Consider the following 12,772-nt stretch of genomic DNA (forward strand, 5'->3'; position numbering starts at 1 on the left):
CGCGCATGGCGCGCTCCTACAACGGGCCGCCGGCGCCCCTGCTCGCTTCGACGAACTCAGCGGGTGCCGCGGCGACGCAGGGCGGACGGGCTGAAGTAGGAGTCGTCCGGCACGGCCTGGCCGAAGTCGATGGTGCTCGGCTCTTCGTTGTCCAGGTTCTGCACGTGGTAGCGACGGGCCTGCAGGTCGTGGAAGGTATCCAGAGCGGTCCAGGTGGTAGGCAGCTCGTAGTAGTTCTTCAGATAGGCCAGCGATACACGCCACAGCTCACCGCGACCGTCGTACTGGTCGACTTCGGCGGCGCCCCAGCTGTCTTCGTCCAGGAACAGCACGCGCTTGGAGTAGATGTGGCGCGAGCCCGGCTTCAGGGTGCCTTCGACGACCCACACGCGGTGCAGTTCGTAGCGGGTGTATTTCGGGTTCAGGTGGTTGGGGGTCAGCAGATCCTTGTACTTAACCTCAGGGCTGGAAACCTTGTAGTTGTTGTACGGGATGTACATTTCCTTCTTGCCGATCAGCTTCCAGTCGTAGCGGTCCGGCGAGCCGTTGAACATGTCGGTGTCGTCGGCGGTACGCAGGCCGTCGGCGGCGGCGATCGGGGTGTCGTAGGCCAGGTTCGGCGCGCGGCGCACGCGGCGCTGGCCGGCGTTGTAGCCCCAGGCCTGACGCGGTTCCTTCACCTGGTCGAGGGTCTCGTGGACCAGTGCGGCACCACCGGCCAGGCGAGCCGGGCTCTTGGTGAACGACAGGTAGTAGAACAGCAGGTTGTTCAGGTCGGCGAAGCTCTTGCCCTGGATGTAGTACTTGAACAGCGCTTCCTGTTGCGAGGTCACCAGCGAGTAGTCGCCGTTGCGCTGCACGGCCACTTCGGAGGCGCGACGCACGACGTAGGTACCGCGGTAGCGGGCGATGTGGTTCCACACCGCTTCCACGCCGCTCTGCGGGATCGGGAATGGAATGCCGCCGAAGGCATCGACGAAGCCGTTGCCGCCCTCGGCCAGCTTGGCGCTGGTGGCGTTCTTCAGGGTGTTGTCATACACCCACTGCGGCGCCGAACCACTGCGGCGGCTCGGGTACACCGGCATCTGGAAGGTGTCCGGGTAGGTGGCGAACAGCGCCAGGGTGCCGGGGGTCAGGTTGGCCTTGTACTGGTCCAGGTTCGCCTTGGTGATGGTGTACAGCGGCTTGTCGGCGGCGAACGGGTCGATGTGGTGCTGGCCCGGCTTGTAGCCGGCCGGCGCCTGGGTGATGCCACCGGTCCAGGCCGGGATGGTGCCGGCGGCGTTGCCGGCCTTTTCCGCGCCCAGCGGGGTCAGGTTCGACTGCAGCTTGGCCGCGTCCTGCGGGGAAACCGCTGCCAGGACGCTGCCGGCCGACAGGGCCAGGGCCACTGCGGCGCCGACCAGGGTACGCATGTTGCGCATGTTGCTTCTCCGTGAGGTGTGCGCGGCGGGTACTTCTGAACCCCGCCGCGCGGCTTTCATAGGATCTGTTTTCGTCAGAACGAGTACTTGACGTTGAAGCCCACGTTGTCGCGGTCGCGTGCGGCGTTGTTCTGCCCGGCGCCGTAGAACTCGGTGTATTGCAGCTCGGCTTCGAGGGCGTTCAGGTAGGTTGCCTTGACGCCCAGGGTGTAGGCCTTGCGGCCTTCGATGAAGTTGCCGGTCTGGTAGGAGTTGCCTTCGAAGTCGTCCTTGTAGACGGCGTAGGGCGAGATGTTCACGCCAGCGAAGACGTCGTTCCAGGTGCCCGACAGCAGCAGGGTGTAGCCGTAGGCGTTCTTGTTCACCTGATCGTCGCGGTCGTAGCCGGAGATGTAGGCGCCGTTGCCACGGCCGGAGTAGTAGCGGGTGCTGCCGTCGTACGCGGTGTACTGCAGGTCGCTGCCGCGCAGGTGTTCGGAGGCCAGTTCCGCCACACCCATCAGCGAGTCGAAGGACAGCGACGGGCCGAAGTTGTAGATGGTGCCCAACGAGGTGTTGAAGGCCTCGACGCGCTCGTAGTTGTGGATCTGGTCGCGAATCGAGACGTCACCGCCACCGATGTTCACGGTCTTGCCGCTGGCCAGCGCCGGAGCCTGGACCAGCAGGTCGCCGAGCAGGTCGTTGGTGGTGGCGATGCCGATCGGCAAGTTCGGGCGGTAGGCCAGCTCACCGAACACCGAGGCGTCGCCCACGGTGGTGTTGAAGCTGAAGCCGTACATGCGGATGTTCTCGACGTACTCGCGGCGGGCGTTGACCTGGTTGGCGACGTCCACGGAGGTCGCGCCGTTGACCAGGCTCAGCACCTGGCCGGCCAGGGCGTTGCCGCTGCCCGCAGCGCTCACCAGCTGGTCGTAGGAGGTGAAGCCACCGACGCCGGCGAGCTGATCGAGATCCACGCCCGCGTAGCTGCTGTTCAGGTCGGCGTAGATGGTCGGCTCTTTGGAGTGGTAGTTGACGAAGTAGAAGCCGAACTCGGTGGAGTTCAGTTCCTCGGCCACATAGTGGAAGGCCACACCGAACTGACCATCGTTCTTGGCGTTGATGTCCTTGCCAACGTTGGCGACCTTGAACACGCCGTTGGAGTCCAGGTACTGGGTACCCTGCAGGCCGCCCACATGGGCTGCGGACAGCTGCGGGTAGAGGCTCTGGAACAGCGGGTTGGAGAGCGCGCCCACGGTGGTGTAGGCGGTGTTGCCGCCATCGGCGAACAGGTCGGTCTCGGAGAAGAAGGTGCCGACCGGGTCGATGCGGGTCTCTTTCCAGTTCCACTGGTAGAAGGCGTCCATCGACAGGTTGTCGGTCAGGCCGATGTTGAAGCTCGCGGCTTCAACCGGCATCAGCACTTCCTTCAGCTCAGAGCCCGGCAGGCGGAACTTGGCGGCGTCCACCGGGTTGGTGGTGTTGACGCCACCGCGGTAGAAGATGCCCTCGCCCCAGTTGAACACCTGGCGGCCCAGGCGCGCGGTCAGCGGGTGATCGGCCACGTCCCAGTTGCCGTAGACGTAGGCATCGAGGATCTCGGCGCGGTTGCCGGCGGCGTCGCGGGTCTCGCTGGTGAAGCGGTCGCTGTTGGGGTAGGTCTGGCTCGGCTGCGCCGGATGGTTGTTGTCGTAGTAGTCGTTGCGCTTGTCCATGATCTGGGTGTCATAGAAAGCCGAGCCACGCACGAACAGGCCGTAGTTCTTGTAGGTCGCTTCCAGGTCGGAAGTGATCTTGTACACCTCGGAAACCAGGCCAGTGTCGAAGTTGCGGTTGCCGTCGTTGCCGTTGATGTCGTTGTTGGTCTTGTCCTGGCCTTGTACGCGCCACAGGGCGCCGTAGGACACGGTGCTGTCCAGCGAGCCGGTGACTTCGTTATCGAGGAAGCTGAACTCGACCGCCGTTGCCTGGGCAGACATCAGCAGGGGCAGGATGCCGGCCAGGGCGAAACCGGCACGAGCAGGCGCATAACGCAAGACAGGCTTGCGAACTGGGATTTCCATTAGGACTCACTCCATGGACTGATCATTCTTTGGCGGCGCCGCCAGTGCGCGGTACGCCTTGTCAGCCGTTATTCCACGGCCTTGTTGTCGTCGATCTGAAGGAAATTCCCCCAAGGTGCTCGACACGCCTCCCGTCCCAATGGACGGGCAAAGGCTAAGCGGGGTCCGTCGGTGCAACCCCAGTGCCAACAGCACCGATGTCTCCGATTCTGCTTACAAAAAATAAAGAATCTGCGCGCTACTTTTTGTGACTGGTCGTTCACTGATCAAATCAAGGGGCCGATTGCGCCATTCACCACCCCGGATGGCGCAATCGGCCCCTGAAGGTGCGACGCAGACACATCGGCGTTTTTCGCCCAATATCACAAAGCGATAAGAATGATATCGATTAATTTCGATAGGTAACAAAAAGGTGTTACCAACAAAAGTTGGTAACACCTTTTCGACCGTGCATTGCGCCCCTGGGACGGGGCGCGGCGGGCGTGTTACGCGAGGCTCTTGCTGACCACTTCGTAGACATCGCTGGAAAGCTCGCCGGACGCCAGGATGCGCTCCAGCTCGGCCTTCATCAGCGCCTGGCGTGCCGGCGCGTACTTGCGCCAGCGGGTCAGCGGCGTCAGCAGGCGCGAGGCGATCTGCGGGTTGAGTGCGTTGAGGGTGATGATCTGGTCCGCGAGGAAGCGGTAGCCGGCGCCGTCCGCGCGGTGGAAGTTCACCGCGTTCTGGTTGGCGAAGGCGCCGATCAGCGCGCGGATCTTGTTCGGGTTCTTCAGGGTGAAGGCCGAATGCTTCATCAGCTCCTGCACACGCTCCAGCCCACCCGGCAGGGTGCAACCGGCCTGGACGCTGAACCACTGGTCCATCACCAGCGGGTCGTCCTTGAAGTAGTCGGCGAACATCGCCAGCGCCTCGGCCTTCTCCTTCTCGAAGGAAGAGTTGACCAGCACCGCGAGCGCGGTCAGGCGCTCGGTCATGTTGTCGCAATCCTTGTACTGCTCCTGGCAGGCAGCGAGCACTTCGGCCTTGCCACTCTGGATCAGGTAGGACAGCGCGATGTTCTGCAGGCTGCGACGGGCAATGTGCGAGGCCTCGGCAACGTAGGCGGTGTCGCGGGATTGCTTGCGGTTGGCCTGGTAACGCTCCCACAGCTGTTCGTGCAGCGCCGCGCCGATCTGCTGGCGGGCGAACTCGCGGGCCGCGTGGATCGCCTCGACATCAGCCACTTCGCTGATCTCGGTGAGGTAGGCCTCGCTGGGCAGCGAGAGCATCTCGGCGACCATGGCCTGGTCCAGGCCGGTGTCCAGCAGCAGGGTGCGGAAGGCGGTGATCAGGCGCTCATCCAGGACGAGCTTCTCACCACGCTGGTGCTGGCCGATCAGATCCTGCAGGACCTGCACGGACAACTGCTGGCCGGCTTCCCAGCGATTGAAGCCGTCCTCGTCAAACTGCATGAGGAACATCAGCTGGTCGCGGTCGTAGGGGAAGCTCAGCTTCACCGGCGCGGAGAAGCCACGCAGCAACGACGGCAGCGGTTTCTCCGCCAGGCCTACGAAGGTGAAGGACTGCTCGGCTTCGGTCACCTGCAGCACACGGTCGCTGCCGTGGGCGTGCTCTTCGCCCTTGAGGCGCAGCGACAGGGCGTTGCCCAGCTTGTCGATCAGGCCCATCTGCACCGGGATGACGAAGGGCAGCTTTTCGCTCTGCCCCGGCGTCGCCGGGCAGCTCTGGCGGAAGGTCAGGGTGTAGCTCTGCGCGGCGGCGTCATAGCTCTCCTCCACCGCCAGGCGCGGAGTACCGGACTGGCTGTACCAGCGCTTGAACTGGGTGAGGTCGACGCCGTTGGCGTCTTCCATGGCCTTGATGAAATCGTCGCAGGTCACGGCCTGGCCGTCATGGCGCTCGAAGTACAGGTCGGTGCCCTTGCGGAAGCCGTCGGCGCCCAGCAGGGTGTGGATCATGCGCACCACTTCCGAACCCTTCTCGTAGACGGTCAGGGTGTAGAAGTTGGAAATCTCGATGAAGGAATCCGGGCGCACCGGGTGCGCCATCGGGCCGGCGTCCTCGGCGAACTGGTTGGTGCGCAGGAAGGCCACGTCCTCGACGCGCTTGACGGTGCGCGAGTTCATGTCGGCGGAGAACTCACTGTCGCGGAACACGGTGAAGCCTTCCTTGAGCGACAGCTGGAACCAGTCGCGGCAGGTCACGCGGTTGCCCGACCAGTTGTGGAAGTACTCGTGGGCGACCACGCCTTCGACGCGCTGGTGCGCAGCGTCGGTGGCGGTCTCGGCCTTCGCCAGCACGCAGCTGGAGTTGAAGATGTTGAGGCCCTTGTTCTCCATGGCGCCCATGTTGAAATCGTTGACCGCGACGATCATGAAGATGTCCAGGTCGTACTCGCGACCGTAGACCTTCTCGTCCCAGCGCATGGAGTTCTTCAGGCTGTCCATGGCGTGCTGGCACTTGTCGATGTTCTCCGGCTCGACATAGATGCGCAGGGTGACTTCGCGTTCGCTCAGGGTGGTGAACTGGTCTTCCACGCACCAGAGGTCACCGGCGACCAGGGCGAACAGGTAGGCCGGCTTCTTGAACGGGTCCTGCCAGGTCGCCCAGTGCCGACCGCCCTCTTCCGAGCCGCTAGCCACCGGGTTGCCGTTGGAGAGGAGCACCGGGTACTGGTGTTGCTCGGCCGACAGCGTGGTGGTGAAGCTGCTCATCACGTCCGGGCGGTCAAGGTAGTAGGTGATCTTGCGGAAGCCTTCGGCCTCGCACTGGGTGCAGAACATCTTGCCGGACTTGTACAGGCCTTCCAGCGCGGTGTTGCTTTCCGGGTGGATGCGCACGGTGCTGTCGACGGTGAAGGTCGTCGCCGTCGGCTGCAGGGTCAGGTGGTTCTCGTCGAGCTGATAGTCGCCGGCCTCCAGGGCGCGATCATCCAGCGCGACAGAGAGCAGCTCCAGCTGCTGGCCGTCGAGCACCAGGGGCGGCAGGCCGTCGCCCGGAGCGCCGGCCGCACGATCCGGGTTGCGGCGCATCACCAGCTGGGCGTGGACCAGGGTGTGGTCCTCGTACAGCTCGAAGGTCAGGTTGGTCTCGTCGATCAGGTACTCGGGCGCCTGATAATCCTTGAGGTAGATGACTTTCGGTTGCTCGGTACGCATGGCTTTTGGCCCCTTGGCAGGCGGCCGGCGCGGTGGGCCGGCCGGAGGAATCTGGTACTGACTCTAGCGAGCTAGAGCGAAGCGGGCGAGTCGCGCACGCATCTATCCCTAGATGCGTGCCACGAACCGGAAATTCAATGCGGTGTCGATCAGGCGCTGATGGCCAGCTGGTACGCGGTGAACTTGCGCACGTTGATCACGCCGGTATCGAAGATCAGGTACTGGCCCTTGATACCCTGCAGGGTACCCTCGACCACCGGCGTCTTGTCCAGATCGAAGCTGGTGATCTTGGCCAGGTAGGCCTCTACCGGATAGCGGATCTCGATGGGCTGCATGTCGATCACCGGCTGGATCGCCTGCAGGCCAAAGCGCTGCTGCAGGGCGACGATGCCCTCGGCGCAGGCGTCGAAGATCTGCTCGCGGATGGCCACCAGGTCCAGCGGCTCGGCCTCGCCCTTGAGCAGCGCGCGCCAGTTGGTGCGGTCGGTGACCTGGCTGCGCAGCAGGTCCTCGACGAAGCCGGACTGCTGGCGGGTCGCCACGCGCATGATCGGCAGCGCCTGGCGCGCGCCCTGGTCGATCCAGCGCGTCGGCACCTGGGTGGCGCGGGTGATGCCCACCTTGGCTCCCGAGGAGTTGGCCAGGTAGACCACGTGATCGGTCATGCAGAAACGCTCGCCCCACTCCGGCTCGCGGCAGGAACCATCCTCGTAGTGGCACTTCTCCGGGCTCATGATGCAGCTGTCGCATTGCGCCAGCTTGGTGAAGCACGGGTAGCAGTAGCCCTGGGCGAAGCTCTTCTTGGTCTTGCGCCCGCAGTGGCAGCAGTTGATCTCGCCCAGGTACTCCAGGCGCACCGTCTTGCCGATCAGTGGGTTCACCGGAACCTGCGAATCGCCCAAGCGGAAGGCGTACTGCACGGGGCTTTCCAGGCGCGCCGACATCTTGTCCAGGGCGCCGCGTCCAATCTCCTGCATCAGTGCAGAGAATTGGAGGAGAAGAGGATGTTCGGGATCGGCTCGGCGTGGGATTCGCAGGCCTGCGGGCCCATGTAGCCGGTGCGCTGGTCCTCGGGCAGGTTGTCCATCTCCCAGGCGATCATGGCCTGCAGCGACAGCTCCTTCTGCTCCTGGGACAGCTTGCGGCCATCCGGCCATTTGCCGATTTCCACGGCCAGCTTGAGGCTCTCGTAGATTTCGGGGGTGATGTTCTCGATCATTTCGGCGAAGGACGACATGGGCCGGCTCCTGCTGGGGAAAAACGAAGCGGGCATTCTACCGGGCTGTGCGCCTGGGCGCACGAACGTCGGTCAATCGGTTGCCCGGCCGCATTCATGTAGGAGCGAGCTTGCTCGCGAACCGCCTAACTCCGCAGCGTCCGGCGAGATTGTTCGCGAGCAAGCTCGCTCCTACAGGGTCAGGGTCAGGGTCAGGGTCAGGGTCAGGGTCAGGCCATGCGACGCCGCGCCAGCAGCCCGCCGATCAGGCCGCTGAGGCAACCCGCCACCAGCCCGCCGACATGGGCGCCGTTGGCGATGGAGCCGAAGCCGAGCAGGTCGATCACGCCCGACAGGCAGACCAGCAGCCAGATCAGCATCATCGCCACCACGCCCTTGGGCAGGTTGTAGGCCGGCGTCGGCGCCATGCGCTGGAAGATCCAGCAGTGGCCGAGCAGACCGTAAAGCACGCCGGACAGGCCGCCGAACAGGCTCGGGCCACTGACGCCGTACTGCACGACGTTGGAGATCAGGCCGAAGCCCAGGCTCAGCCCCAGCAACAGCCACGGCCCCTGGCGGTACTCGATGCGCCGGCCCAGCTCCCAGTACCACATGGCGTTCATTGCCAGGTGCAGCCAGCCGAAGTGAATCAGCATGGGCGTGAACAGGCGCCACCACTGTCCCTGCGCCAGCGAGTCGGACAGCGGATAGAACAGCGCGCGATCCTCGCCGACCATCTGGAAATTCTGGAAGGTGAACCAGCGCAGCGTCTCCGGCGAGGTACCGAGCAGGGTGATGGCGGCCACCACGAACGTCACCAGCAGCACTGCCGCGGTCATCCGACTCATCTTCAGTTGCTGGACGAAACCCGGGCCGCGGCGCTGGGTCTCGGCCTGCACGGCGAACTGCGGATCGCCCTGCGGATAACGCTCATAGAGCGTGCGGACCTGCTCGGCCAGTTGCGCATTGGGCACCCAGAGCACCTGCTCGCCGGACTCTTCGCTGACCCGGAACGGCACGTTCAGCCGCTGCAGCAGGGTGACGAACTGCCCCAGATCGACCGCCGCCGGCAGCCGCATCGCTTCAATTGCGCTCACTCATCGCCCTCCGGACGCTTGACGTCCACCCACACGAACTTGTTGCGGTCCAGCCGCGTTTCCTCGTCCAGCCGGTAGGCCGCGAGCTTGCCGTACATCACCGCGCTGTAGTCCAGGCAGGCGAGGTTCGGGCGGATCGGCGCCGGGATGCCACGCCGCCAGTAGTGGCCGACGAACAGCAGCGGTTCGTCGGCGCCATAGGTCAGCAGGCGCGACTTCTGCTCCTCGCTCAGACGCTCGCTGGCCACTTCGTCGGGCAACGCGTCGGGCTGGAACACGATGTCGCCATAGGTTTCGGGCGCGCGGTCCTCCTCCCAGAACTTGGTGCGGAAGAAAGCACGGGTGAAACCGTCGCTGCCGGTCAGCGTCAGGCCGTTGGGCAGGCGCATGTCGGTGCCGCGCAGCAGCCGGTCGCAGGCCTGCTGGGCAAAACTGCCCGGCTCGGCAGTGGCCATGAGGAAGGCTTCGTCGATGCGCCCGCCAGGGAACTGCCGGCGCAGCGCGTCGATCACGTCGTGGTCCCAGCAGGCGTGCACCATGCGGAAGCGACCGGCATCGAGGAACAGCGGCATCTCCTGGAACCAGCCGAGGAAGTCGCGCCAGTCCGCCGGGTGGCCTTCGAACTGCTCCAGCGTCTCGCGGATCAGCCGGGCGTGGCGCGGCGTGTGCTCGCGCACGTAGTGCCGGCCGCTGCCTGGCGCGGCGGGGGTGGACCAGCCGAGGGCGTTGAATTCGTGGTTGCCCATGATGCACAGCGCCTCGCCGGCGGCGACCATGTCGTGCACCCGGTGCAGCGCCTCGCGGATGCGCGGGCCACGGTCGATGAGGTCGCCCAGGAACAGCGCCTGGCGCCGCGCATGGCGCCAGACGCCGCCCTGCTGCCGGTAGCCGAGGCGCTCCAGCAGGTGGTCGAGGGTGTGCGCGCAGCCGTGGATGTCGCCGATCAGGTCATAGCCGCGTGCGGGGTCGAGTTCCATCACTCGCTGCTCCCGAGGCGGCTGCCCCAGCCCAGCTTGGTCCGGCAGACCTCGTAGTAGTTGTGGTCGATGGGGTGGATCAGGCGCAGCTTCTGCGGCTTCTTGCTGACCGTGACGGTATCGCCCGGCGCGCAGGTGAAGTGGTTCTGGCCGTCACAGGACACCTGCGGGTAGATCTGCATGTTCGGCGAGACGACGATCTTCAGCTCGCTGTTGCCGTCGACCACGATAGGTCGGCTGGAGAGCATGTGCGGGTACATCGGCACCACCACGATGGCATCCAGCTTGGGATGCATGATCGGCCCGCCGGCGGACAGCGCGTAGGCGGTGGAGCCGGTCGGGGTGGCGACGATCAGGCCGTCGGCCTTCTGGCTGCAGACGAACTGGCCGTCGATGTACAGCTCGAACTCGATCATCCGCGTGGACTTGCCGGGGTGCAGCACCACGTCGTTCAGCGCGTCGCCCTGGCCGATGGATTCGCCATGCCGGCGCACCAGGGCGTCGAGCAGGAAGCGGCTCTCGACGATGTACTGGCCGCCGAGCACTTCGGCGACCTTGGTTTCCAGTTCGTCAGGGCGGATATCGGTGAGGAAGCCCAGGCTGCCGCGGTTGATCCCCAGCACTGGCACCTTGTGACGCGCCAGGGCGCGCGCGGCGCCGAGCATGCTGCCGTCGCCGCCGACCACGATCACCAGGTCGCAGATCTCGCCCATGATCTTCCGCGAGCACGTCTGCAGGCCATGGCCCGGCAGGACCTCGGCAATGGTGTCCTCGAGGATCACGTGCAGGTGGCGCTCGGTGAGGAATTTCTTCAGCCGACGGATGGTTTCCAGGACCTGGGTGCTGCCCAGGCGGCCGATGATGCCGATATTGCGAAAGGGTTCCATGGGACTCCGGACGGCGTTGCGCTACTCGAATGGCGGAATTATGGGCGAAAGGCGGAAGCAGCGGCAAACCGCAGCGTGGCCGGAGCGACGGTGTAGCGGCTAGGCTTGGGACATGACCGACTTCACCGCCCTGCTCGACGAGCTGCTGATCGACCTGCGCCAGCCGCAGGTCCGCGACCTCGCCTGGACATTGCTCTCCCCACCCCTGCTGCAACCCGGCAGCCCGGCGCTGCGCCATCCGCTCAGCGCCAGTCGCTGGTATTCGCAGCCCGCGCTGCTGGCCGACTGGCTGCGCGCCCAGGAATGCTCGCCGGACGAACTGCTGGCACAGCTCGAGTCCGCGCCCCACCAGCGCCTGGGCCGCTACTACGAACGCCTCTGGCAATACGCCCTGGAGCGCGCGCCGGACCTGCGCCTGCTGGCGGCCAACCTGCCGGTGCGCGACAACGGCCAGACCCTCGGCGAGCTGGACCTGCTGCTGGAGGACGACGACGGCCTGCATCACCTGGAGCTGGCCATCAAGCTCTACCTCGGCCCCAGCGACGACGGCCCCGATTCCTGGCTCGGGCCGGGCGCCGAAGACCATCTGCTGCGCAAGATCGGGCACTTCTACCAGCACCAGCTGCCGCTCTCCTCCACCGCAGAGGGGCTGGCCGTGGTGCGCGAGCACAGCGACGCCGAGCCGTCACCCGGCCTCTGGCTCGGCGGCTACCTGTTCTACTCCTGGCCCACGCCCTGCCCGCCGCCCGCGGGGGCCAGCGAAAACCACCAGCGAGGTCGCTGGCTGCACCGGCGCTCCTGGCCCGCCTACCAGGCACAACAACCACACGGCTGGCAGGCCTTGTCCCGCAAGGGCTGGCTATCCCCGGCCGCCGAAGATGAAAGCTGGAGCACGGAGCGCTTCGCCACCTGGCTGGCAGAACTGCCGGAAGATGGTTTCCCGCAGATGCTGGTGCGCATGGAGTTCCACGAAGGGCGCTGGCGGGAGCAGGAGCGTCTGTTCCTGGTGGGCGACCGCTGGCCAAGGGTGCACAGCGGTTACTCGCGCTGAAGCCGCCAGGGTCTTCAATTTCTCATCCAACGCTCGCCGCCCCTGCAGACCGCCGCTGTGGATCGCGACGATTCGTGCGCCGCATGCGATACGCCCGGCTGCGATTTCATCGTGCAACGCCAGCAGCAGCTTGCCGGTGTACAGCGGCTCCAGCGGCACGCCGCACGCGGCTTCGGTCGCGAGGATGAAACGCGCCAGTGTCGCGTCGATCCGCGCGAAGCCGCCACGGCTGGCATCCAGCAGACGGTATCCGGTATCGCTTGTACCACCCGCCCTTAACAGCTCGGGCACCTGGGTTTCGACGCCGTGCCCTGGCGGCACCGCCAGGGCACCGACCACCGGATGTGCGCCACGCTCGCCCAGCACAAGGCCGGCCAGGGTCGTGCCGGTGCCGCAGGCCACCCAGAGCTGGTGATAGTCGTTCCAACCGAGAACGCCGAGCTGCCCGTGAATCTGCGCAATCAACGGTGAGCAGCCTTGCGCACCGGGAAGTCCGCCGCCGCCCTCGCCCACCGCCAGCAACTGCGGGTAGCGCTCGCGCCAGGGCGCCCAGAAATCCGGCTCATTGCGGCGCCGATAGCCGCCGTAGCCCAGCCAATGGAGCTGCATGCCGAGTTCACGCAAGTCGGCCACGGTCGGGTTTTCCTGCGCTTCCCCGCGCAGCAACCCGACGGTCTCGAAGCCGAAGCGCGCGCCGGCCGCCGCGACCGCATGCAGGTGATTGGAATGGGCGCCGCCCAGGGTCATCACGCCGCTCAAGCCGAGGTCGGCGGCCTGCTGGAGGTAGGGTGCAAGTTTGAACCACTTGTTGCCGGAGACCAGGGAGTCCGTCTCGTCCAGACGCAACAACGCCAGCTCGACGCCGGCGCGGTCGAGCCAATCCAGGTGGACGCGTTGCAGGGGGACTTCGGGGCGCCAGT

At 65.5% G+C, this 12,772-nt stretch carries 9 protein-coding genes and 1 pseudogene; 1 reads left to right on the top strand and 9 read right to left on the bottom strand.

Going from position 1 to position 12,772, the window contains the following annotated elements; genetic code table 11:
• Positions 1-56 precede the first annotated feature (56 nt).
• The 8 genes from UB43_RS13820 to UB43_RS13855 all read right to left on the bottom strand — a co-directional run bounded on the left by UB43_RS13820 (position 57) and on the right by UB43_RS13855 (position 10,801).
• Entirely contained in the window at positions 57-1,424 is a 1,368-nt protein-coding gene (locus UB43_RS13820; RefSeq protein ID WP_045211829.1) for a DUF1329 domain-containing protein, read from the bottom strand.
• 74 nt (positions 1,425-1,498) lie between these two features.
• Positions 1,499-3,466 (bottom strand): DUF1302 domain-containing protein, encoded by a 1,968-nt coding sequence (locus UB43_RS13825; RefSeq protein WP_045211832.1) that lies wholly within the window; start codon positions 3,464-3,466, stop codon positions 1,499-1,501.
• A 485-nt stretch (positions 3,467-3,951) separates the two neighbouring features.
• Positions 3,952-6,624 (bottom strand): aminopeptidase N, encoded by a 2,673-nt coding sequence (pepN, locus tag UB43_RS13830; protein ID WP_045211834.1) that lies wholly within the window; start codon positions 6,622-6,624, stop codon positions 3,952-3,954.
• A 149-nt stretch (positions 6,625-6,773) separates the two neighbouring features.
• Entirely contained in the window at positions 6,774-7,601 is an 828-nt protein-coding gene (locus UB43_RS13835) for a DUF2797 domain-containing protein (RefSeq protein ID WP_045211836.1), read from the bottom strand.
• Entirely contained in the window at positions 7,601-7,861 is a 261-nt protein-coding gene (locus UB43_RS13840) for a YeaC family protein (protein ID WP_045211838.1), read from the bottom strand. Before UB43_RS13840 ends, UB43_RS13835 begins: the two co-directional genes overlap by 1 nt.
• A 209-nt stretch (positions 7,862-8,070) precedes the next feature.
• Positions 8,071-8,937: a rhomboid family intramembrane serine protease gene (locus UB43_RS13845; RefSeq protein ID WP_045211840.1), complete on the bottom strand. Its 867-nt coding sequence runs from the start codon at positions 8,935-8,937 to the stop codon at positions 8,071-8,073.
• Complete coding sequence (locus UB43_RS13850) at positions 8,934-9,914, bottom strand: metallophosphoesterase (RefSeq protein WP_045211842.1); 981 nt, start codon at positions 9,912-9,914, stop codon at positions 8,934-8,936. The genes UB43_RS13845 and UB43_RS13850 overlap by 4 nt, the downstream gene beginning before the upstream one ends.
• Positions 9,914-10,801, bottom strand: a complete 888-nt coding sequence (locus tag UB43_RS13855) for an NAD(+) kinase (RefSeq protein ID WP_017519352.1) — start codon at positions 10,799-10,801, stop codon at positions 9,914-9,916. Before UB43_RS13855 ends, UB43_RS13850 begins: the two co-directional genes overlap by 1 nt.
• Positions 10,802-10,913: 112 nt before the next feature.
• Here UB43_RS13855 and UB43_RS13860 point away from each other — a divergent pair, with 112 nt between their 5' ends.
• Complete coding sequence (locus UB43_RS13860) at positions 10,914-11,852, top strand: DUF1853 family protein (RefSeq protein ID WP_045211845.1); 939 nt, start codon at positions 10,914-10,916, stop codon at positions 11,850-11,852.
• 6 nt (positions 11,853-11,858) lie between these two features.
• Here UB43_RS13860 and UB43_RS29185 read toward each other — a convergent pair.
• A pseudogene (locus UB43_RS29185) lies at positions 11,859-12,752 on the bottom strand (1-aminocyclopropane-1-carboxylate deaminase/D-cysteine desulfhydrase); the annotation flags it as partial.
• Positions 12,753-12,772: the final 20 nt, after the last annotated feature.

Origin of the sequence: Pseudomonas sp. 21 (assembly GCF_000955805.1) — a bacterium.
Classification (GTDB): Bacteria; Pseudomonadota; Gammaproteobacteria; order Pseudomonadales; family Pseudomonadaceae; genus Pseudomonas.